Below are 22,727 nucleotides of genomic sequence, written 5' to 3'. Positions count from 1 at the left end.
TCTGCAATTTAAACTCGTCGTTATAATGCTGCCTCGTTTTCCCCATTGTGAACACCTCACCTTTTATTAGGATTATTATCTGTCCAACGTTACGAGGTGTCCACTTTTTATTCTAATTGCAATTTGCGGCTTAAACACTCTCATCTCGCAAGTTTACGTCCAAATCGAGGGGGATAAGAGGAAAATATCCCCTTACAGCCTGATTGAAGAGAGTGGTCCTCAGCTGTAAGCACGAAAAAGCCTTTTACAAAGAGCAGACAGAGCAGAATTCCATAGATATCGCTGCAAGAAAAGAATAGCCTATTCCGACTGATTGGTCGGAACAGGCTATTGCGATAGTTACTGACCCTTGAACATGAGGGTCAAATAATAGATAGAATAACTACTGCCAATCCAGTTTATTCTCTGACTGGCGTGCTTCCTCGCTTAACAACGTATACATGCCACTCGCTTCGTCCTTTTTCGTCGTCTCAGCAATCCGCTCCACGCGGACCGTGATGATTTTCTGGCCGAATTGAATTTTGAGCTCATCGCCGGCTTTGACGGTGCTGCTCGCTTTGGCTTCACGTTCATTGATCCAGACACGTCCTTGGTCGGATACGTCTTTGGCGACAGTGCGCCGTTTGATCAAACGCGATACTTTGAGAAATTTATCTAAGCGCATGAACTACTTGATTGCTTCTTTCAGCTTATTGCCCGCTTTGAATGCAGGAATATTGGATTCAGCGATTGTGATCGGGGCGCCTGTCTGCGGGTTGCGGCCAGTACGTCCAGAGCGTTTGCGAGTTTCAAACGTGCCAAAGCCGATCAGTTGGACTTTATCTCCACCTGCAAGCGCGTCAGTTACTTCACCCAAGAATCCGTTCAATACGACTTCAACATCACGTTTAGTCAAGCCGCTCTTAGCTGCAATATTGTTGATCAGATCTGTTTTGTTCATGTTTTTTTAGCCTCCCAAAAGTTTTCTGCGATAGTAACCTGTTATGCTTCTTGCGAGTAGAAAACTTGCCTCGTAAGCATATGCCTAGTTTTCTGCGATAGTAACCTGTTAAGCTTCCTGCGAGTAGAAAACTTGCTTCGTAAGCATATGCCCAGTTTTCTGCGATAGTTCCTTGATAAGCCAGAGGAGCGCCATGGTGCTGCATGATTGCTCTCTTTCGAAAGATACTATTCTGCTTGCTCCTAAAAAAATCCTGCTGTTTCGGCAAACTTTTTGCGATTCCTGGGGAATTTGAACGATTTTTGACGAAATAGGTCATGGAATCCGCTTGGCTTCCTCCCAATAACGGTCCATCTCTGTTAAATCAGTTTGGTCAAACGTTCGTCCACTTATACGAAGCTGCTCTTCTATATATAAGAATCTCTTTCTAAACTTCTGATTCGTTCGCGCAAGCGCCTCTTCAGGGTCCGCATGGATAAATCGCGATGCATTAACCGTCGCAAACAGCAAATCCCCCAGCTCAGCAGCCTGCTCCTCCGAATCCTTGCTTGCAATCGCTTCGCGCAGCTCGCCGAGCTCCTCCTGGATTTTATCCAATACCGGGTTGATGTCATCCCAATCAAAGCCTACCTTGGCTGCTTTTTTCTGAATCTTATAAGCCTTCATGAGTGCAGGCAGATCCGGAGGAATACCGTCAAGCTTCGATTGTAGTGCAGGATCGATGCCTTTGCGGCGCTTCTCCTCTGCCTTCATCTGCTCCCAGTTCTGGAGGGCTTCCTGAGCATCGACGGCACCCAGCTCGCCAAACACATGCGGATGACGGAACAACAGCTTCTCGTTCAGCGTTTGTATGACGTCATAGACGGAGAAGGAGCCCATCTCCTCTTCCATTTGGCTGTGCAGCATGACTTGAAGAATAACATCGCCGAACTCCTCGCGCATGCCGTCAGGATCATCGTTGTCGAGCGCTTCAATGGCTTCATACGTCTCCTCGATGAAGTTCTTCCGAATCGATTGATGCGTCTGCTCGCGATCCCACGGACAACCATCAGGACTTCGCAGGATGGAGACAATTTCATGCAGCCGGTCAAAAGAACGGTTCTGAAGCGCCGCGTCATTCGATTGCGGAATCCAGATCAGCGATAGGTTTCCATACCCCTGAAGCCGATCCAGCTCATATAGAGGAACGGTTGTAATCTGCTCTTCTTCAGGAACGCCAAGCGCATGGCCGACTGTCACCTGATGATCGTCCGGATACCGCTCCATCAGCGTTAGCTTGACGTCAGAGGCGGTATATTCATCATATACCTGTCCGATTAAAGTGTGCAGCTTAGGTTGCAGCAGGGATGGCTCCAACGCTGTTGCATCCAGCAGCTGAAACCCCTCGATGGGATCAAAGCCAAGCCGTGTGAACGCCTGGTCAAGAAAGCTCTCCCCGCCAAGGACAGTGAGCGTGATGCCCTCCTGTGAGCAACGATCGCGCAGCAGCTGAACTGTGCGTTCGGCTACCATCGGGTGTCCCGGGACGGCATACACAATATGGCCCTCCAGGGCAGCCTTCTCCAGCAGCACATCCGCAATCGCCGCGTAGACATCCGGGAAGGAATGAAGCTCTTCGTACAAATAATCGAATGACGTATAAGATAGCTGATGATCCGTAAAAAGCCGCATCGTTGGGTGCTTGTCCGTCCGCACGTAACGATGTTCAGCAGCCTGAAGCTTCCGCCAAATGCCCATCGTCAACTGATCAGTATCCCCCGTGCCAAGCCCGACGACAGTAATACTTGGTTGCATGTATGTATCCTCCTCTATTGTTAACGCTATCACGCATTGAAATGTTACAGTCGGCGGGGCAGCCAGCCAGCGAATTGCTTGCGCCGCAGGCAGCTACTCTCCGCGCGGCAGCAGCCGCCAGCGACGCAAGCGCGAGGCGATCGCCTCGCCGCCGGGCAATGCGCGCAGATCGCGCGCTTGCAGGCAGCCGCTGCGCAGCGCGGCGGCGAAGAACAACGCTGCGCCGAGGGCGGTGCCCCCGAGCGCAAGCGCCGCAGCTGCCGCCCTCGGCGGCAGCGCAGGGCCGAGCAGCGCAGCACCGCCGCGCTCGGCCAGGATGAGCGCCGCGGCCATGACCGCGAGCGCAAGTCCTATGCCCGCAGCATGGCGTGCGGGCATAGCTGCGCCTGTGGCGCGGCGAACGGCGCCCGCGCTCAGCAGGGCGGCGACCGCAAGCGCGGCAATGCCCGCGCAGGCCGCGCCAGCAATGCCGAAAGGCGGCACGAGCACAGCGTTGAGTGCCGCCTTAAGAGCAGCAGCGGCAAGCATGAACAGCATCGGCCCGCGCAGCAGGCCAATTCCCTGCAGCATCGCCGCTGCAACCGCATTAACAGTACCGGCAAGCGCGGTACAGCCTACAAGAGCGAAAGCTAACGATCCCTTATCATCCGCATACAGCAGCACATTAATGGGCTCGGCCAGAATAACGAGCCCGACGGCAGCGGCGGCGCCTAAGGACCATGCCGCCCGCATCGCAAGCGCGGCATGCTGGCGTACAGCCGCTTGGTCACCGCGCATGCGCGCCGCCGCTAACGCAGGAACAAGCGCTGCGCCTATCGCGCCTGCAACCATGACAACCAGCTGCACAAGCGGCTGGCCTCTGCTGTAAAGGCCGAATAGAGTCAAGGAATCGGCTGCACTTGCCCCCGTGTCGCGTAGAAGACGAGGAATAGAAAAGGCATCAACAACGCTCAGGACTGGCACAGCTAATGCCCCCAAAGCAACAGGCAGGGCAAGCGCGGACAGACGGCGTACAGTAGCGGCAAGCCCTCTGGGCATTTTCCGGCTATCTGGGACATCGCCCCTCTTCATCACGAAATCGCGAGCCTCGCTGCGTACGACATCGCTATTCCTTCGGCTATCCTGCTCGGCCCCGCCGCTTCCAGAGCCATCCTGCACGATATCGCCGTTCCTACGGCTATCCCTCTCGGTCCCCCCGCTCCCGACATCCCCGCTCGAATCATTCCGCCTCTCTCCGCTGCGGCGGCGAGGGTCGCGAAGCCAGTACGCGACCATGACCCCGAGCCCAACAGCTCCGCCTATGGCCGAGCCCGCCGTCGCTCCAGCAGCGAGCTCCGGCTCAGCCCAGCCCAGCTGCCAGCCCGCTGCCAGCAGCATGAGCATGGCTGCAACCCGGACACTCTGCTCAGTCAGTTGCGATATCGCGGAGGGTAGCATCCTCCCCAGCCCCTGATAATAACCACGAAGAGCTGCCATGAGCGGCACAACCCACAGCGCAAGAGCCGCCATCCGAATAGCGGGCGCTGTCCCTCTGTCGCCTATCCAGCTTGCAATCCAATCAGCCCCGACCCATAACAATATAAAACCTGCCGCACCGCTAATAGACAGCAGCAGCGCACTCGCGCCCAGAACCCTTCGGGAACCCGCATGGTCTCCAACAGCCTCTCGCTCAGCGACCAGTAGCGACACAGCTACAGGAAATCCGGCTGTCACCATGACCAGCAGCAGCTGGTACAACGGATAAACTGCATTATAGATCCCGAACACTCGATCACCCGCAATATTTTGCAGCGGTATCTTCTGCAAGGTACCGATTACCTTGCTTATTAACATCGCAATCCCCATCACTGCCGCGCCTCTCCACAACGAGGCCTTGCCTGCACGCCTGCCCGGATCCACGGACGGCCCGTCAGCTGCGGAAGTCTCGGCACTGGTGCCGGAAGGAACCGCATTCTTGTCCAGCCCGCTCTCCAATTCGTGCACCGCCTATCTCTTCTCCTATCCCTCATTATACCCCGTAATGCTCCTGCTCGTACAATAAGCAGAATATATGCAAGGATGCTGCAGCTGCTGCCTAAAGGTTCATTTTTCCCAAAAAAAAGCTCCCTTGAAGAGCAATCTCCAGGAAGCTTCTCTATTATTGTTCCATCTGTTTGGCGAGAAAACCCGCGGCGGTCTCCGACATCTTCACTTCCATATCCGCCATCTTCACATTCTCTTCCTTGCTAAGCAGGACAACCGTGCCAATAGGGTCCCCGCCAGCAATGATGGGAGCAGCGACGAAGGAGCTGAAGGTTTCGCCGATATCCTTAACAACCTCGAATGAACCGCCCGTTGCTTCCACTACCGTTTTCCGATTCTCCATGCAGCCTTCAAGCAATGCCCCGATCTGCTTCTCCAAATATTCTTTCTTGGGGGCGCCCGCCAGTGCAATAATATGATCACGGTCGGTAATCATGGCAATATGGTTCGTGCTTTCGGATAGCGACTCCGCATATTCCTTGGCGAAGTCACCCAATTCTCCGATTGGCGAATATTTCTTCAGAATAACCTCTCCATCACGGTCAACGAATATTTCTAACGGATCGCCTTCGCGTATACGCAATGTACGGCGGATTTCCTTCGGTATGACGACCCGGCCAAGATCATCGATGCGGCGAACAATTCCAGTTGCTTTCATATTCTAGTTGCCCCACTTTCCTTGAAGATTTGAATTTGACTGGGATACATACAGCTTGTCTATCGATCAAGAGGAGATGATCCATGAAAATGTTGATTTCGAATCTGACCATAGTATTCATCCCCTCCCAGATTCTTATGCACGAATTGCCCCGTCCTTCACCCTATCTGACACCTGTCGCCCCATTACCATCAGCGTTCGTACAGCCTAAGCCGCTGTTGCTGCTCGTCGTGACCGCCCCCTTCCCCGATCGGGCCAAACAAAATCAATTGCTCCCATGAATTCGTTCTTAGCGTAAAGGATACCCAGCAAAGCGCTTCAATATCACGGAATGAATTCCATCTCAGTGGGCACTATCCAAGTCCACCATTCTTCTGCACCGCGCGCAGCTCCCAGCGCGCGGTGGGACGGTACGGGTGTCCTCACCGCTGCCAAAGGGCCAAAGGGCCATATACAGCAAACATCCTGCTTCTCATGTATGAGCAGCAGGATGCGAAAACATTTACACCGATTACTTATGTGCAGCCGGCATGCCGCTGCCGTCTCCGTGATTGCCTCGGCCTCCATAATTACGAGAGATCACCCATAGCGCGGCCAGCATAACAAGAACACCGATAACCCCCGCCGAGCCAACCTTCAGCGCATTTCCTGACAACCCAGCGACTTCATAATCCGGTATCGGAGCCCAGTTAAAGACTGTTTTTGCAGAATCAAGGAATCCATGATCTTCAGCGACACGCTCCAGTCCGTCAGGGGAAGAAGACGCCCAGGGCGACAGAAGCCCTGCAACCGCGAATGTCGATGCCAGCATAATGATCCATTTGGTCTTATTCACCGTAATAACATAAGAGCTCGCACTCTCTGCCCCAGCAGCATTTGTTTCCTTATCATTAAGCATGCTGCATCTCTCCCTTGGCAAGCGTCATCTTCCGCTCCAGCAGGAAGCCCGCTACAACAGCTGTGATTGCCCCTTCTCCAATGCCGATCAGACTGTGCCAGCTGATCATTGCCCCAAGCGCCGTGCCCAGCTCGAAGGTTCCTGACCATGACAGCAGCAACGCCACACCAGCAGATGCAGCCACAATGGACAACCACGACGCGAGGAATGTGATTATAATACGTCCTCTGCCGCGCGATAGAGCCATTCCCGCACGGTAAACGCCATATCCGGCAAAACAGCTGATAACTCCAGCGCATAGCACATTAGCACCTAATACCGTCACGCCTCCATCATGGAACACAATCGCCTGAATAGCGAGTACTGCCGCCATAATGAGTGTCCCAATCCAGGGTCCGAACAAGATTGCGGTCAATGCCCCACCGAGAAAATGACCCGAGGTCGCCCCCGCAATAGGAAAATTAATCATCTGAGCGGCAAAAACAAACGCCCCTATCAACGCTACCATAGACACCTTATCAGGCTGCAGAGCCAGCTTCGTTCGCTTCAGACTGTAAGCTGCCGCACTCGCTCCGATCACTGTCGTCGTTATCCACACCTTCGTGTCAAGAAATCCATCTGGAATGTGCATATCAAATTCCCTCCCATAAATCGTTCGCTCACACGGTCAAATAACGGCGAATGACTTCATCATCCAAAGCCTCCAAGCCACCCTCCCATGCAATAGAACCCTTCTCCAAAATATAGAAATAGTCCCCGACACTCTTCACGAATTCCAAGCTTTGCTCTGCAAGAAGAATAGCCGTGCCTCCCTCCGCTTTGATGGACCGAATAACATCCCGGATATCATCCACGATTGACGGCTGTATGCCTTCGCAAGGCTCGTCAAGCAGCAGCAGTGCTGGCTCAGATGCCAGCGCGCGGGCAAAGGCAAGCTGCTGCTGCTGTCCCCCGCTCAGATCGCCGCCGTTCCGTCCATACATGGTCGGCAGCACTGGAAACTTCATAATAGCTGATTCAGGAATTATGCGACCCTTGCCAGGAGTCGCCTCCAGACCAAGCAGCAAATTCTCGAACACGGTCAGCTGAGGAAATATCTCCCTGCCTTGCGGCACATAACCAATCCCCCGCCTCGCCCGCTCCCCAGGCGCCCGCTTCGTCAGATCAGCTCCGCTGTAAGTGACATGCCCCTTGCGAGCCTTGAGGACACCCATAATACTCTTCATAAGCGTCGTCTTGCCTACGCCATTGCGGCCCAGCAAGCAGACGACCTCGCCGCGCTGCACCTCCAACGTTACATTCCGTAGAATGACACTCTCGCCATATCCCGCTTCAAGCTGTCGAACGGCCAGCATCGGCATCCCGCCTTTTCCCCAGATAAACCTCCGCAACCCGATCATCCCGCTGCACTTCCTCCATGGAACCTTCTTTGAGCAGCTTTCCTTCATGCATGACGGTCACCTTGCTTGCGAAATTACGGACAAACTCCATATCATGCTCCACGACGACAATCGACTGCGTCTGGCTGATCGCTCGGAGCAGCTCGCCCGTCTTCTCCGTTTCATTGTCTGTCATCCCTGCAACAGGCTCATCCAGCAGCAGAATCTCCGGCTCCTGCAGCAGCATCATTCCGATCTCAAGCCACTGCTTCTCCCCATGGGAGAGCCCGCCAGCCCGCCAAGAGGCTTTCTCTTGAAGGCCGATCATCTCCAGCTGCGCTTCGATCCGCTCCTGCTCCTCTGCCCTCAGCTTCGCGCGAAGAGCAGCGAGCACACTCCGATTCTGCCGCATCGCAATCTCCAAATTCTCGAACACCGTAAGTGTCGGGAATATCGATGGCGTCTGGAACTTGCGTCCGATGCCAAGCTCGGCGATCTGATGCTCCTTCTTCCTGGTGATATCAACCTTCCCCCCGAACAATACCTTGCCTATAGTCGGCTTAACCTTCCCGCAGATCACATCCAGCATCGTTGTTTTACCTGCTCCGTTAGGTCCGATAAGGAATCTCAGCTCACCTTTTTCAAGCCGGAAGTTCATCCCTTGAACCGCTTTGAATCCGTCAAAATCAACCGTCACCCCGTCACACTGCAGGATAGTGGACTCCATCCCCTTCTCCATGCTTCGCCCTCCTTCTTCTAAGCCACTTGAACTGTCCAAGCAAACCAGCCGCGCCCTTCGGCAAGAACACAACGACGATGACGAACAGCAGGCCCATGAAGAACAGCCAGGCGTCAGGGTAGGATTCACTGAATACGCTTTTGGCTGAATTGAGCAGAATAGCTCCAAGCGCCGCGCCAATCAACGTTCCGCGCCCGCCAATCGCAACCCATAGCACCATTTCTATCGAAGGAACGATACCCATCATAGATGGCGAGATGATGCCAACGTGGAGGACGAACAGCATGCCGGCAAGTCCGGCCAATCCAGCTGAAATGCTGAACGCAACCATTTGATAGATAGCTGGGTTATAGCCGATAAACCGAACCCGGTTCTCGCCATCGCGAATTGCCCGAAGCACCTTGCCGAACCGGCTTTTGACAAGGAAACGGCATAACGCATAAGCAGCAATGAGCGCGATGACCGTCACCCAATACAGCATCTGCTTCGTATCCGGCGAAGCAAGCGATTGTCCGAACAGCTTGCCGTATCCCGTAATGCCATTCGTTCCGCCCGTGAACGCTTGCTGACCGATAAACAGCGTAACGGTAATGATGACAAGCGCCTGCGTTAGAATCGTGAAATAAACGCCCTTTATCCGATTGCGGAAAGTAAAATAGCCCAGCACCAATGCCAGCAAGGCAGGCAGCAGAATACCCGCCGCAAACGCAAAGCCGAAGCTGCTGAACGGTTTCCAGAACCACGGCAGCGCAGACAGGCCGCTCCAATCCATAAAATCCGGCAGACGGCCGCCGCTCGCCTCCAGCTTCAAATACATCGCCATTGCATAGCCGCCCAGACCGAAGAACACCCCGTGACCCAGACTCAGAATACCGGTATAGCCCCATATTAAATCCAGACCGAGCGCAACAATGGCGAATGCCAGAAACTTAGCGAGCAAATTAAGGCGAAAATCACTTAGGAAGAGCGGTGCGCAGAACAGCGCCGTCGCCGCTGCCGCATACCCCGCCAGCAGCCATAGCCGCTGGCGCGACATCAATCGCTTATGCATGCATAGTCCCACCTTTATCCCTTAGTCAAGTGAACGCGAGCGCATCGCCACAAGCCCCATTGGCTTCCATTGCAGAAAGGCGACGATGCACAGGAACACCAGCACCTTGCCAAGAGAGGCTGTAGTCCAGTATTCAAACACCGTATTGGACAGTCCGATGCCAAGCGCTCCGAACACCGTTCCGATCAGCTTGCCAACACCGCCCAGCACAACGACCATGAAAGCATCCACGATATAATACGTCCCTATGGACGGACCAATCGGACCCATCAACGTCAGCGCACAGCCGGCAATGCCCGCAATGCCAGAGCCAATAGCAAATGTCATCGCATCGACACGGCGTGTCGAGATGCCCAGACAAGCCGCCATCTCGCGATTCTGCATCACAGCCCGCATCCGGCGTCCAGAATGACTGCGGTAAATATATACGTACATCGCGACCAAGCATAGACAGACAAGCGCGATAATAAACAAACGTTTATATGGCAGTACAACATCGCCCATAATCGTCATCCCGCCATTCAGCCAAGACGGGCTTGTTACCCCGACATTAGGAGCGCCGAAGATCGTTCGTGCAAGCTGCTGCAGCATGAGTCCAATCCCCCAAGTTGCCAGCAAGCTATCTAGAGGTCTTCCATAAAGGAATCGAATCAATGTCGCCTCAAGCAGAAGCCCAATTAGAAAAGCAACGATAAAGCTGAATGGAATCGCAGCAATAAAGTACCAATTGAACATCGACGAGGGCATATAGGAGAGAAACAAGTTCTGAACGACATACGCTGAATAGGCGCCAATCATAATAAGCTCTCCATGCGCCATATTAATGACTTTCATAAGTCCGAATGTAATCGCAAGGCCTAGCGCAATAAGCAGCAAGATAGAGCTGACGCTGAAACCATTAAACAGCTGGAGCACAATAACATCCATACACTCACCCCTGAGAGAACAGCATCAGGCAACAGGACAAGGGAGGTATTCGAGGCGTCAGCCGACGAATACCCTCCCCGCCATCACCTGCCATTGAAAAGCTCTTTAAGAAGGATCAATTAGTTGCCTGCGCTTAAGCTGCCCGCCCAGTCGTATCCCTTCAGATAAGGATCAGGCTTCACAGGATCGCCGGAATTCCACAGCTCCTTGAACTGTCCATCCGCCTGCACCTCGCCAATACGGACCGTCTTGTAGATGTGCTGGTTATCGCCATCGATCTTGATTTTGCCTTCAGGCGCATCCCATTCCAGACCTTTAGCCGCTTCCTTCACCTTCGCCACATCAGTGGAGCCTGCCTTCTCTACTGCCGCTGCCCACAGATAGACAGCATCGTAACCGGCTTCGATGGGATCAGCCGTAACGCGATCTGCCCCGTACTTCTTCTTGTAGTTCTCCACGAACGTTTTATTTTCCGGCGTGTCTGTCGACTGATAGTAATTCCACGCTGCAAGATGCCCTTCCAGCACATCCACGCCGATACCCCGAATTTCCTCCTCAGCCACCGACACAGACAGTGTCGTCATATCCTTCGCCGTAATTCCGGCATCCTTAAGCTGTTTGAAGAAAGCAACATTGCTGTCCCCATTCAATGTATTGAAAACAACATCCGGCTTCGCCGCTTTAATCTTGCTTATTATCGTCGCATAGTCCGTGTGGCCAAGAGGCGTGTACTCTTCGCCCACTAGCTCGCCACCCTCGGCTTTCAGCTGTTCTTTAATGATTTTGTTCGCCGTACGCGGGAACACGTAATCGGAGCCAAGCAAGAAGAACGTCTTGCCTCGATTCTGGAGCAGCCACGTTACCGCCGGAACGATCTGTTGATTTGTTGTCGCGCCTGTGTAGAAGATATTCGGAGAAGCTTCCAGTCCTTCGTACTGAACCGGATACCAGAGCAAGCCGTTCAGCTCTTCGAATACGGGCAGCATCGCTTTTCGGCTTGCCGAGGTCCAGCCCCCGAATACAGTCGCTACACCATCCTCAGATATGAGCTTCCTTGCCTTCTCTGCAAAAGTCGGCCAATCGGATGCGCCATCCTCTACAACAGGTACAAGCTTCTTCCCTAGCACGCCCCCTTTGGCATTAATCTCATCAATAGCCATCATCTCCGCTTCCTTCACGGATACTTCACTGATTGCCATCGTACCGCTAAGCGAGTGCAGAATGCCGACCTTGATTTCTCCATCACTAGCCGTGTTGGCTCCGCCGTCCGTACCTGCATTTGTCTTTTCCTTGTTGTCGCTGCTACAGCCTGTTATGACGATACAGAGAGCAATTAACAACAAAGAAACGCTTTTCCAAACATTTTTTCTCATTCTCCCACTCCCCGAGTCATTTTTTTCTCTATTCCGAACGTTCAACGCATCTAACGCTCCTTCGTTCGTTGATTCATTATAGTTTTACCAAAACTTATATGTCAATATATATTACATGAAAATCTTTTTAATTCTGTATTTCGACTCCATTTACTCATTTTCTACACTCAAACTAACATGTAGTTAACATTAATGTTGAATCTCTTAGAATCAAGTCGCTTTTCCGCTCTTCTATTTCGCCGAATATAACATATATATAACATAAAGATTAGGTGCTATTGAACATTGTAGCGGCCATTAATTTTCTTTTAAAAACAAAAAAACCTCTGAGTCACCAGTTTTAACCAGTGCTTTCAGAGGTTCAAACAGTATCGATCTCATAATTACGATGAACAATGAGCCGCAAACTCCAATTATGCCTACTACCACTCCACAACCTTAGTTGGAATAAGGCTGCTTTGAATCCGGCCTTATTTGTTCGCACCTTTAGTTCTCATCACAGTCTACTATCACAATAAGAATCGAATACAAACCGGCGCCTCAATATTGAGGTTGTGTTCAAGGTCAACCAGTTGTCCGGTTTCCGAATGAACGGAGTAAACGGCGATGCTATGAGAATCTTGATTAGCAGCCAGTAAAAACTGATCATCTGCCGCAAGAGCGAAATTACGAGGTGTCCGCCCTCCGCTTGGCACATGCTCGATCAGAGCCAGCAGCCCTGCTGCATCAACCCGAAAAACCGCAATGCTGTCATGTCCGCGATTGGATGCATATAGAAACCGGCCGCAGCTCGTTAGATGGATGTCCGCACTCGTATTTGTACCTTGGAACGACTCCGGCAGCGCAGCGATGGTCTGTATAGATTCAAGCGTCGAATCCGCAGCAGCGTAATTATAAACTGCGATTGTACTATTCAGTTCATTCAGCGCATAGAGCAGTTCCCCATTAGGATGGTAGACGAGATGTCGCGGTCCAGCCCCAGGCAGCACCTCTGTCTCCCTATGAAAGATCAGCTTTCCTGCCTTGCGATCAAGACGATAATGAACAAGCTTGTCTATCCCCAGATCAGCAACGATAACATACTCATTGTCTGGAGACATAATGGAGGAATGAGGATGCGCCTTCTCCTGGCGATCATGACGAGGCCCCTGCCCTGAATGTGCAATAATTTGCGCAGCAGCTCCAACCGTACCATCGACCTCTACCGGATACAAGACTACATTGCCGCCGCTGTAGTTCGTAACGACGAGATACTGCTCCTCTCCGTCAAGCGTCACATGACACGGCGCAGAACCACGGGAGGATTGCTTGTTAAGCAGCGTGAGCTCCCCATCCTTGCTATTTATCGCAAAGCTCGCAATATATCCATCGCCATCCGGAGCTTCGCTCACCGCATACAGTCGTGTTCGGTCTGCATTCAATGTCAGGAATGACGGATTTGCGATACCCGCTATTCCATGCAGCCTCTTCAGCTTGCCTCCATCATTTTGAAGCTGAAATACCGTAATTCCCTCTTCATCCTCGCCAGTGTATGCACCAACATATATTATCCTTCCACTCATGTTCCTCTTCTCCTCCTCTGTCAGCGTCTCTGCAAAATTAGTGTATCTCTTTACCATTACCCCTCTAGGGCGGAATAAACGGACGGAGTACTCAATAAAAAAGGACAAGCAACCCCTATTCCTGGAGTGCTTGTCCTGCATGTTGACGCGAAATGGGCTTATTTCGCTTCTTCTGTCTTATCTTCAGCCTTCTCATCCGGCTTGTCTGCGTCATTCCGAGGCATTTCCTCCGGTATCGTCGATCTATCCTCTGCCGGCGCTTCTTCTTTCGGAAGGTTAATCTTAGTTATCAAGCCAGGAAGCTCTTTCTTCATGAACTCGTCCATTCGGTTAGAAAGAGTCGCCTGTCTTATACTGCCCTTCTCCTCCTCAGACAGCTTGTCCAACTCTTGCTCTTCACGCTTCTCGACCTTCATAATATGGTATCCGTCCATCGTCTTCACCGGCTCGCCAATCGTTCCAACTGCTTGCGCTATAGCTGCCGCCTTGAATTCTGGTGTCCACGTGTAGACCTCCACGTTCTCATACAGGCCCCCGTTATCCTTAGAGCCCGGATCTTCAGAGTATTGCTTGGCAATGGCATTCCAGTCGCCGCCAGCATCCAGCTTCGCCTTCACTTCTTTGGCCAGAGCTAGTGCAGCATCGTCTTTGCGGACTTCTGCGCCGGTTTCTCTCTCTGTCGTCTTCACAAGCACATGGCGAACACTAACGATACTGAAGTCTGGTTTGGCCTTCTCATCGTAGTACTTCTTCACGTCAGCATCCGTAATTTTACTGTCCTGATCCTTTGTAACACTGACTACCATGCGATAAAATGTTTTCATATCATCGCCAGACAGTCCGGCGTCTGCCACTTTCTTCTTCAGATCCTCATTAGAGCTGCGTTGCTTCTCGAACTCTGTATAGAATGCTGTGATTTCCTTCTCAACTTCATCGTCTTTCTTATCATCCAAACGGCTTTGCAATATTTTGTAGCCGATAAACTGGGTGAGCAGCTGCTCCTTGAATTGCGGAATCGCAATATACATCTCGGAGCCCGGCTGAAGAATACTGAAGAAAGCCAAGTATTTATCGAATTCCGTCTTCGTTACCTCTCCATCCTTATAGGTCGCCACAACCTCTTCTTCATCCTTGCCGCAACCCGTCGCAAGCACGACGATCAAGAGGGCTGCCATTGCGAGCAGAATCCCCTTCTTCCAAAAGTTAGTGCGCAACATCCTGTAATTCCCCTTTCGATTGGTTAGTATCTCTAATGTGTACCAAGAACCGCTCTAACAATTCAAGCTTCTGTTCCATCGTGAGACCTTTGCCGCGCAATTGAATCAGAGGGTTAGCCTCGTTCCCGGTCGAGCGTTTAAACCGGTTCTCAAATTGCAGGCAGAGCTGATCCACCTTCTTCGTATCCATCCGCAATTTCTCACGTTCCGCGAAGCGAATCAATACATCATCCGCGCGGCTGCTTATTTGCTCGATACCACAGACAGCGCCAAGCACCTTCAGACGCGCTACCGCCAGCAGGTTGTCTACCGATTGCGGCAAATCGCCGAATCGATCGACCAGTTCCTCTCTAAGATCATCCGCTTCCTCGAACGACCTCACTGCCGCCACCTTTTTATAGATCTCTATCTTCTGTATGCTATCGTAAATATAAGCCGAGGGCAAGTAAGCATCGATACTCATATCGATAACTGTGCTCACTTCCTTCTCCTGCTCTACCGGCTGACCATCCATACCCGCCTTGCGCTTGGCAATTTCATCAGCCAGCATCTGCGAATATAAATCGAAGCCGACCGAAGCGATGAAGCCATGCTGCTCGGCTCCAAGCAGGTTGCCCGCTCCACGTATGGACAAGTCCCGCATCGCAATTTTGAAGCCAGAGCCGAGCTCTGTGAACTCCTTAATGGATTGCAGCCGTTTCTCGGCAACCTCTGTCAATACTTTATCCCGCTGGTAGGTGAAATAAGCATAAGCAATACGATTGGATCTGCCTACACGACCGCGAAGCTGATAGAGCTGCGACAGCCCCATTTTGTCCGCATCATGCACGATTAGCGTATTCACATTCGGAATATCCACGCCAGTCTCGATAATGCTCGTACTGACAAGCACATCCGACTCTCCGTCAAGGAAATCGAGAATCGTCTTCTCCAGCTCCTGCTCGGACATCTGGCCATGACCGACAGCCACGCGCGCATCCGGCACCAGCGCATTGATCGCCTCCGCCATCTGGGTAATTCCCTGGACACGGTTGTACAGGTAATATACCTGGCCCCCACGAGCCAACTCACGCTCGATAGCCTCGCGAACGAGAGATGGACTGTATTCCACGACATAGGTCTGCACCGGGAACCGATTCTCCGGCGGCGTCTCAATGACGGACAGGTCTCGCACACCGAGCATAGACATATGCAGCGTCCGCGGGATCGGTGTCGCTGTAAGCGTCAGCACATCCACATTCGTTTTGAGCCGCTTAAGCTTCTCCTTATGCGATACGCCGAACCGCTGCTCCTCATCGACAATGAGAAGTCCAAGGTCTTTGAAAATAATATCCTGCGACAGCAAGCGATGCGTCCCAATTACAACGTCCACCGCGCCCGCTTTAATTCCTTTGATCGTATCGTTCTGTTCCTTCTTGGAACGGAACCGGCTAAGCACTTGAATATTGAACGGAAATTCGGAGAATCGCTCCTTGAACGTCTCGTAATGCTGCTGAGCAAGAATCGTTGTCGGCACGAGAATAGCAACCTGCTTCCCTTCGATTGCCGCCTTGAATGCCGCACGTACCGCTACCTCTGTCTTGCCGTAGCCAACATCGCCGCATAACAGGCGATCCATCGGACGCGGGATTTGCATATCCTTCTTAATCTCTTCTATCGCTCTCATCTGATCCCGGGTCTCATCATACGGGAACATAGCCTCGAATTCCTGCTGATAGGTCGTATCCGCGCCAAAGGCGAAGCCGGACGTTGCCTGGCGCTCTGCATAGAGCTTGATCAGGTCATCCGCAATATCCTGCACCGAGGATTGCGCCTTGCTCTTGGCACGCGTCCATTCACTGCCGCCCAGCTTGTAGACCTTGGGATCCTTCTCTTCCGAGCCGACATACTTCTGAATCATGTCGATCTGTTCAATCGGAACGGAGAGCTTGTCGCCGCCAGCGTACATGATATGAATATAGTCCTTGTGAATGCCGGCAATCTCCAGCGTTCCGATTCCAATATATTTGCCGATTCCATGATTCTGATGGACGACATAGTCGCCAACCTTCAGCTCCGTATAGCTCTTGATTCTCTCGGCATTGTCCAGCTTCTTGTCTACTCGCCGCGCCTTGCGCTGCTTCTGCGAGAACATCTCGCCTTCCGTAATGACGACAAGGTGAATCGCTGGCAGCTCGAAGCCTGACTGCAGATTGCCTTCGATAAGAATTGGCGGCTCGATGCCATAATCGTGAAGCACGCGCCGCATCCGATCCATACGTTCGGCATTGCCGGCCATCATCATCACATTGGCCCCTGACTTGCGCCAGCGGTCCATCTCCGCCTTAAGCACATTCATCTGTCCATGGAAGTTCTGCATCGCCCGACTGACGACATTCAGAATATTTTGCGGCTGCGTATGTGGAATCTGCCTTAAGAACAACGACAAGAATACCGTCTGGAATGGACGCTGATAGAGCACCTCATCCGATGGGCATGCCAGAACAAAGCCCGGCAGCGACTTTCCGTTCTGCAGCAGATGGGTCGCCCATTCCGCTTCATCCCGCTCCAGCTGTCTGCCCGTTTCGATCAGCCGTGTCGGCTCATCATAAATAAGCAGCGTATCCTCAGGAAGATAATCGAACAACGTCTGCCGCTCTGGATAGAGCAATGAAATATATTTATAGATTTCCGGAAAATATTGATGCTGCCGCAGCTGCTCGATCTCTGCGCCAATATCCGCACGAAGCCGATCCTTCGCCGTTCGGTCCGTCATCTTCAGCAGCTGCTGCTCCAGCAGCTCGGCTGCATGCTGCGCCGCACCCGCAAACCTGCCCGCATCTGCCGCCAGCTCTTGACATGGCGGAACAACGTAATGCTGCAGCTTCTCAAGAGAGCGCTGCTCGACGGGGTCGAATGTCCGGATGGAATCAATCTCATCATCAAACCATTCAATGCGATAGGGATGAATGCTCGTCAGCGGATAGACATCTACAATCCCGCCGCGAACGCTCATATCACCTTTATTCTCTACTTTGTCTACACGCGTATAACCAAGCCCCACCATTTGCTGCAGAAACGTCTCCAATGAGAGGGTTTCCCCAACGCGCAGCTCGATTCTTGCATTCGCCATCACGCCGCGCGCAGGCAAATAACGCCGAACCCCGGAGAACGGCACGACAACAATGCCGCGATAGCCCTCCGAAAGCTGGATAAGCACATCCATTCGTTGTGCAAGCGTTTCCGGACTTGATATAGCGGCTTCAGCTGCCACCAGCTCATTGGCCGGATAGAGAAGCACCTCATTGGCATTCAGGCATTCAGCCAGATCCTCTGCGATCTTCTGGGCAGCAAACATATTATGGGTAACAACGACTATCGGCCTTGCCAACTCTCGCATCAGCGCTGCAATCATCACTTGGCGCGATGATCCCGCGAGTCCTGACACAAGCTGTTCGCGCATTCCTTTTTGAACTCCGGATAGAACCGACTGGAAGTCTGTATCCGCGGCGTACGCCTCTAATAACGCTTTCAACGCTCTGGCACCTCATTTCATCCACAAGCCAAGCACGGATACGAGCAGAGGGACGGCAGCCATTCATGCCGTCACAAAAGGAGCCTCGGCCGTGCGCCAAGACTCCTCGCTGCTATTCGTTCTGCCTACTGAAGAGGACTTGTAACAAGCAGCAATTCCGGATTGCTGTCAATCGCTTCGCGACAATAATCACATACCACTTTAACCGTCACATCTCCATTCGGATTATACGCTATTATATCGCTGCGTTCTTCGGGGGTCAAGAAATGGAAACCGAGCTGCAGCTCCGTAATTCCTGTGCTCTCGATTGATCCCATTGCGGACTTGCAATGACGACAAATATAATTCACAGCCATATTATGCCTCCTGAAGGTTTGATATACCCTCAGTATGCCCGAACCCGCCGAATTCTAACGGTTATATTTCGCCATTGTCTGATCAAAGGGATGCTTCAGAGCAAATTCAAGCGCATCACAGGTTTCTTCAATCATCGCCTTCACTTGATCTCCCTCGCTCTTGGGGAAATTGGACAGCACATAATCCGCAATATTCATGCCAGGCTGCGGACGGGAGATTCCCATACGCACCCGATTGAAGATTTGTGTGCCCGTATGCGCAATAATGGACTTGATCCCGTTATGTCCTCCCGCACTGCCCTGATAGCGGAGCCTCACTCTTCCGCACTCTGTATCCAAATCATCATAGACAACAATCATATCGGCGAGATCCGCCTTGTAGTAGTCCATAAACCCTCTTACCGACTCGCCCGACAGGTTCATATAGGTCATCGGCTTGATCAGCGCCACCTTCGTTCCGGCTATATTCCCTTCACCGAGCAGCGCCTTGCATTTGCTTTGCGTTACATGGATCCCATGCCGCTTGGCAAGCGCATCAATCGCCATGAACCCGATATTATGACGAGTACCTTGATATGTCGTACCCGGGTTGCCTAATCCGACAATCCATTTCATGCTGACCTTCAACTCCTAATTGTTTTTGCGAGCTAGCCATTAAAGCCGCTTTGTTGCATCAGAAACTCTCTCATATTCTGCCAAAATGGCTTGAAAGCGCTGTGATTTCCTGCTGTTATATGCAGATTACACGATAAATAGCTCGCTTTGCAAAATTTTCATTGAAATATTTTGTAATAATGCAACGAATGAGCGCTGCCGATTGTCATATGTATATAAACGGCATAAAGCCATACATTGAATTCAAAGGAGAGTCTTCGATGTATCTAAATGGTCAACTCATTTTTGATGATGTTCATTTCGACGATCATCGCGAATGTCACGTTCCTATTCAGATCTATTTGCACAGGGAGCATAGTGATATCGGCTTCATTGAACAATTTTGTTCAAATTTCATCAAGGTCAATAATATTTTCTACGATCGGAAGGAATATACCTTTGTTTCTCGCCCGGGGTATTAACAAATATTTTATCATCCGACGAACTCATTCTTCATCATGCAATGCAATAACAGGAAAGGGCTGCTTTGTAGGCAGCCCTTTCCTGTTATTGTCTTTTCTATTCTACTCGGTATGCACCGCGTCCATATTCGCTTCCTTCGCCCGTGAGTCCGCTTCTACCGCTTCCACGGCGGCATCCTCGGCCTCTTCCTCTGTCAGGTCTTTCTGCGGCACGAGAATCGTGACCACCACCTGATCCGCATCAATGCGGGTCGAAACCCCTTTCGGAAGCTTCAAATCGCTTACGAGCAGATTATCGCCGATTTGAAGCCCGGCAACATTAATTTCGATAACTTCGGGAATTTCATTCGGCAAGCACTGCACCTCCAGCTCATGAAGCATCAGCTGCAGAATGCCGCCCTCCTTCACTCCCTGTGCCTCTCCAACAGCTTCGATGCGAACCGGTGCCTTCACCGCCTCGTTCATATTCACTTGATGCAAGTCGATATGAACGACCGTTCGTGTCAAAGGATCCCGCTGAACCTCCGTCAACATGACAGGCTGCTTGCCGATTCCAGGCACATCTATTTCGAGCAGCGCATGGGGATGCGAGCGCAGAAGAGACAGCAGCTCCTTCTCATCTACCTTAATAGATGTCGGATTCTCCAGCTGTTTCCCGTATATGACACCCGGAATACTTCCCTGCTGCCGCAGCTTGTTCAATTGACCTTGCGTTCCTACAGTTCGTTCCTCGGCTCTTAGTGCAATAGCCATATATGAAACCTCCTTGTAAATCGAGTTCCATATATTCTTACCCATTGCAGAGCCTAAATAAACAAATTACTTATTTCTCTCTTTTTTGGCTTTGGCGCGTGAACGAAGCTTTTCTGCATATCCCGGCTTGTTCACTTGACGCTCACGGGCAATTGCCAGATCGCCTGCATCCACATTATGTGTAATTGTAGACCCTGCTACAACATATGCGCCCTCGCCTACCTTAATCGGCGCGATCAAATTAACATTACTGCCGACAAAGGCATGGTCCCCGATCTCGGTCACTGCTTTATTATATCCATCATAGTTGACGGTAATGGCTCCACAGCCAATATTAACATCCTTGCCGACCTTCGCATCTCCGATGTAGCTAAGATGCGACACTTTACTTCCATCGCCCAGCTCTGCATTCTTCAGTTCCACGAAATCGCCGATTTTGCACTCCCTGCCCAGCTTCGATGCCGGTCTCAGATTGGCATAAGGACCAACAGCGCTCTCATCTCCGATGATGGCCTCTACGGAAACAGAGTGCTTGAAGACAACGCCATTGCCGATCACCGTATCCGTAATATCCGATTGCGGACCAATGATGCAATCCTCTCCGATGACCGTACTTCCTCTGAGCAATGTGCCGGGATAGAGAATCGTATCGGAGCCGATCACAACGTCGGCTTCTATGTATGTAGCAGCCGGGTCAACAACTGTTACTCCGTTAATCTGATGCTTGCGCACAATACGAGCGCGCATCAGCCCTTCCGCCTCAGCCAGCCCTACGCGATCATTCACTCCAATGCCTTCCGCAAAGTCAGGAGCGCAATAGGCCTGTACGGTCTCTCCAGCGCTTCTAAGGATCTCCATAACATCCGTCAGATAATATTCGCCTTGCGCATTGTCATTCGTCACCTTCTTGAGCGCCTGGAACAGCTTCTGATTGTCGAAGCAGTACATTCCTGTGTTAATCTCGCTTATAAGCTCTTCCTGGGGCGTACAGTCCTTCTGCTCTACAATACGAAGCACGCCGCCCGCATCATCGCGAATGATCCGTCCCAGCCCTTGCGGGTTCGGAACAACGGCAGTTAGAACCGTTGCTGCTGATCCTGTTGATAGATGAAGCGCCAACAGCGACTTGATCGTCTCAGACGTAACCAGAGGCGTATCTCCATACAGAATAACGGTCGTTCCTTCTTCATCGCCAAGCAGAGATTCGGCCTGCTGTACGGCATGACCTGTGCCCAACTGCTTCTCTTGAAGCACAAATTCTGCCCTGTCGCCAATATAGGCTTGTACAGCCTCTGCCCCGTGGCCGACAATAACAACCGTACGCTCGCAAGCTGCTTCCTTTACCGTTTGCAATACATGTCCAACCATTGGCTTCCCGCATACCGGGTGAAGCACCTTATATAATTTCGACTTCATACGCTTGCCCTGTCCAGCAGCAAGCACGATCGCCATCATTTTCAATTCTAGTTCCCTCCTGATTCGACGAGACGAGTGAGTACGCCCGTAAATTCTCTATTGAATATAGCGTATTCAGCAGCAAAAGAAAAGAGAGCCTCTAGGCTCCCTTATTCCCCATGAATCGAATCTATCGACTCATTGCACTTATTCAGTTCCACTCACGCGTTCCTAGATAACGTCATTACGCTCCTTCTTCAATAACTTCTTCTTCCGTTGCCGCACGCTCGTATTCAGCGAGTACTGCAGCTTGAATCTTCTCACGGGTAGTTGAAGAAATAGGATGGGCGATATCGCGGAATTCTCCATCAGGAGTCCGCTTGCTAGGCATTGCTACAAACATACCATTGTTTCCGTCGATCACACGAATATCGTGAACGACAAACTCATTATCAATGGTAATGGAGGCAATAGCCTTCATGCGACCTTCGGAATTTACACGGCGGAGTCTGACATCGGTAATTTGCACTTATGTTCACCACCTTTGCCTATCGAAGACTTGCTGTATAATTCCACATCCAGATGCAAATTCCTTCATGTTTTTGGTAAAAACTTGCTCGTTTTTAAAATATTTTTTTCCAGTTTAGCCATTTCGCTAGGTTTCGACTTTTATTCGACTTCAATCGATACAATCAGCTCTATTTCGACAAGCACATCTTTGGGGAGTCGAGCCACTTCCACTGTTGACCGAGCCGGTTTATGGTCTCCGAAATAGGATGCATAGATCGCATTGAGAGCTGCGAATTGATTCATGTCTTTAATAAATACCGTCGCCTTAGCCACATCTGCGAACGTTGCTCCCGCTTCAGCAAGCACTGCCTCCAAATTGCGGAATACTTGATGCGTCTGTTCCTCGATGCCGCCTTCGATTAGCTGTCCATCAGCATCAAGCGGGATCTGCCCGGATGTGAACAATAAATTGCCCAGCTTGATCGCTTGTGAATAAGGTCCGATCGCAGCCGGAGCTTTGCTTGTAGCGATAATTTGCGGTTGATGTTTCATACCAGAATTAC

22 protein-coding genes are annotated in these 22,727 nt (G+C 51.5%); 1 reads left to right on the top strand and 21 read right to left on the bottom strand.

Going from position 1 to position 22,727, the window contains the following annotated elements:
* Positions 1–382 precede the first annotated feature (382 nt).
* From L6H65_RS24250 to pth, 17 genes are all read right to left on the bottom strand, one after another.
* Positions 383–664, bottom strand: a complete 282-nt coding sequence (locus L6H65_RS24250; RefSeq protein WP_236346580.1) for an RNA-binding S4 domain-containing protein — start codon at positions 662–664, stop codon at positions 383–385.
* 3 nt (positions 665–667) lie between these two features.
* Positions 668–940: an HU family DNA-binding protein gene (locus tag L6H65_RS24245; protein WP_236346577.1), complete on the bottom strand. Its 273-nt coding sequence runs from the start codon at positions 938–940 to the stop codon at positions 668–670.
* A 315-nt stretch (positions 941–1,255) separates the two neighbouring features.
* Positions 1,256–2,734: a bifunctional methyltransferase/pyrophosphohydrolase YabN gene (gene yabN, locus L6H65_RS24240; RefSeq protein ID WP_236346574.1), complete on the bottom strand. Its 1,479-nt coding sequence runs from the start codon at positions 2,732–2,734 to the stop codon at positions 1,256–1,258.
* Between the two features lie 93 nt (positions 2,735–2,827).
* On the bottom strand, positions 2,828–4,717 hold the full coding sequence (locus L6H65_RS24235; protein WP_236346571.1) for a putative polysaccharide biosynthesis protein: 1,890 nt from the start codon (positions 4,715–4,717) through the stop codon (positions 2,828–2,830).
* A gap of 154 nt (positions 4,718–4,871) precedes the next feature.
* Positions 4,872–5,414, bottom strand: coding sequence for a stage V sporulation protein T (spoVT, locus tag L6H65_RS24230; protein WP_236346569.1), 543 nt, complete (start codon positions 5,412–5,414; stop codon positions 4,872–4,874).
* 511 nt (positions 5,415–5,925) lie between these two features.
* Complete coding sequence (locus tag L6H65_RS24225; RefSeq protein WP_236346566.1) at positions 5,926–6,312, bottom strand: PDGLE domain-containing protein; 387 nt, start codon at positions 6,310–6,312, stop codon at positions 5,926–5,928.
* The gene (locus L6H65_RS24220) at positions 6,305–6,943 is read right to left on the bottom strand and encodes an energy-coupling factor ABC transporter permease (RefSeq protein WP_236346564.1); all 639 of its coding nucleotides are present in this window, start codon (positions 6,941–6,943) and stop codon (positions 6,305–6,307) included. The genes L6H65_RS24225 and L6H65_RS24220 overlap by 8 nt, the downstream gene beginning before the upstream one ends.
* Before the next feature lie 28 nt (positions 6,944–6,971).
* Positions 6,972–7,667 carry an urea ABC transporter ATP-binding subunit UrtE gene (urtE, locus tag L6H65_RS24215; RefSeq protein ID WP_236346561.1) on the bottom strand — a complete coding sequence of 232 codons (696 nt, stop codon included), beginning with the start codon at positions 7,665–7,667 and terminating at the stop codon, positions 6,972–6,974.
* Positions 7,645–8,430 (bottom strand): urea ABC transporter ATP-binding protein UrtD, encoded by a 786-nt coding sequence (gene urtD / locus L6H65_RS24210; protein ID WP_236346558.1) that lies wholly within the window; start codon positions 8,428–8,430, stop codon positions 7,645–7,647. Before urtD ends, urtE begins: the two co-directional genes overlap by 23 nt.
* Entirely contained in the window at positions 8,393–9,481 is a 1,089-nt protein-coding gene (gene urtC / locus L6H65_RS24205) for an urea ABC transporter permease subunit UrtC (RefSeq protein ID WP_236346555.1), read from the bottom strand. Before urtC ends, urtD begins: the two co-directional genes overlap by 38 nt.
* A gap of 21 nt (positions 9,482–9,502) precedes the next feature.
* Entirely contained in the window at positions 9,503–10,408 is a 906-nt protein-coding gene (urtB, locus tag L6H65_RS24200; RefSeq protein ID WP_236346551.1) for an urea ABC transporter permease subunit UrtB, read from the bottom strand.
* Between the two features lie 119 nt (positions 10,409–10,527).
* Entirely contained in the window at positions 10,528–11,781 is a 1,254-nt protein-coding gene (gene urtA / locus L6H65_RS24195) for an urea ABC transporter substrate-binding protein (RefSeq protein WP_236346548.1), read from the bottom strand.
* 509 nt (positions 11,782–12,290) lie between these two features.
* Positions 12,291–13,343, bottom strand: coding sequence for a lactonase family protein (locus L6H65_RS24190; protein ID WP_236346545.1), 1,053 nt, complete (start codon positions 13,341–13,343; stop codon positions 12,291–12,293).
* A 158-nt stretch (positions 13,344–13,501) separates the two neighbouring features.
* Positions 13,502–14,560, bottom strand: coding sequence for a peptidylprolyl isomerase (locus L6H65_RS24185; RefSeq protein WP_236346543.1), 1,059 nt, complete (start codon positions 14,558–14,560; stop codon positions 13,502–13,504).
* A complete protein-coding gene (mfd, locus tag L6H65_RS24180) occupies positions 14,547–18,074 on the bottom strand; it encodes a transcription-repair coupling factor (protein ID WP_236346540.1) in 3,528 nt (1,175 codons plus the stop codon). The genes L6H65_RS24185 and mfd overlap by 14 nt, the downstream gene beginning before the upstream one ends.
* 125 nt (positions 18,075–18,199) lie before the next feature.
* The gene (gene fin / locus L6H65_RS24175) at positions 18,200–18,430 is read right to left on the bottom strand and encodes an anti-sigma-F factor Fin (RefSeq protein WP_236346537.1); all 231 of its coding nucleotides are present in this window, start codon (positions 18,428–18,430) and stop codon (positions 18,200–18,202) included.
* 54 nt (positions 18,431–18,484) lie between these two features.
* Complete coding sequence (gene pth / locus L6H65_RS24170) at positions 18,485–19,045, bottom strand: aminoacyl-tRNA hydrolase (protein ID WP_236346535.1); 561 nt, start codon at positions 19,043–19,045, stop codon at positions 18,485–18,487.
* A gap of 260 nt (positions 19,046–19,305) precedes the next feature.
* On the opposite strand from pth, the gene L6H65_RS24165 reads away from it, so the two are divergent.
* The gene (locus tag L6H65_RS24165) at positions 19,306–19,506 is read left to right on the top strand and encodes a hypothetical protein (RefSeq protein WP_236346532.1); all 201 of its coding nucleotides are present in this window, start codon (positions 19,306–19,308) and stop codon (positions 19,504–19,506) included.
* A gap of 102 nt (positions 19,507–19,608) precedes the next feature.
* On the opposite strand, the gene L6H65_RS24160 is transcribed toward L6H65_RS24165, so the two are convergent.
* The 4 genes from L6H65_RS24160 to L6H65_RS24145 form a co-directional block, all read right to left on the bottom strand.
* On the bottom strand, positions 19,609–20,259 hold the full coding sequence (locus L6H65_RS24160) for a 50S ribosomal protein L25 (RefSeq protein WP_236346528.1): 651 nt from the start codon (positions 20,257–20,259) through the stop codon (positions 19,609–19,611).
* A gap of 66 nt (positions 20,260–20,325) precedes the next feature.
* Complete coding sequence (glmU, locus tag L6H65_RS24155; protein ID WP_290370471.1) at positions 20,326–21,720, bottom strand: bifunctional UDP-N-acetylglucosamine diphosphorylase/glucosamine-1-phosphate N-acetyltransferase GlmU; 1,395 nt, start codon at positions 21,718–21,720, stop codon at positions 20,326–20,328.
* Between the two features lie 178 nt (positions 21,721–21,898).
* A complete protein-coding gene (gene spoVG / locus L6H65_RS24150) occupies positions 21,899–22,183 on the bottom strand; it encodes a septation regulator SpoVG (protein ID WP_018759486.1) in 285 nt (94 codons plus the stop codon).
* Between the two features lie 140 nt (positions 22,184–22,323).
* Positions 22,324–22,716: a RidA family protein gene (locus L6H65_RS24145; protein ID WP_236346526.1), complete on the bottom strand. Its 393-nt coding sequence runs from the start codon at positions 22,714–22,716 to the stop codon at positions 22,324–22,326.
* Positions 22,717–22,727 lie beyond the last annotated feature (11 nt).

The organism is Paenibacillus plantiphilus (assembly GCF_927798095.1).
Classification (GTDB): Bacteria; Bacillota; Bacilli; order Paenibacillales; family Paenibacillaceae; genus Paenibacillus_Z; species Paenibacillus_Z plantiphilus.
This window is presented reverse-complemented; position numbering and strand designations above follow the sequence as displayed.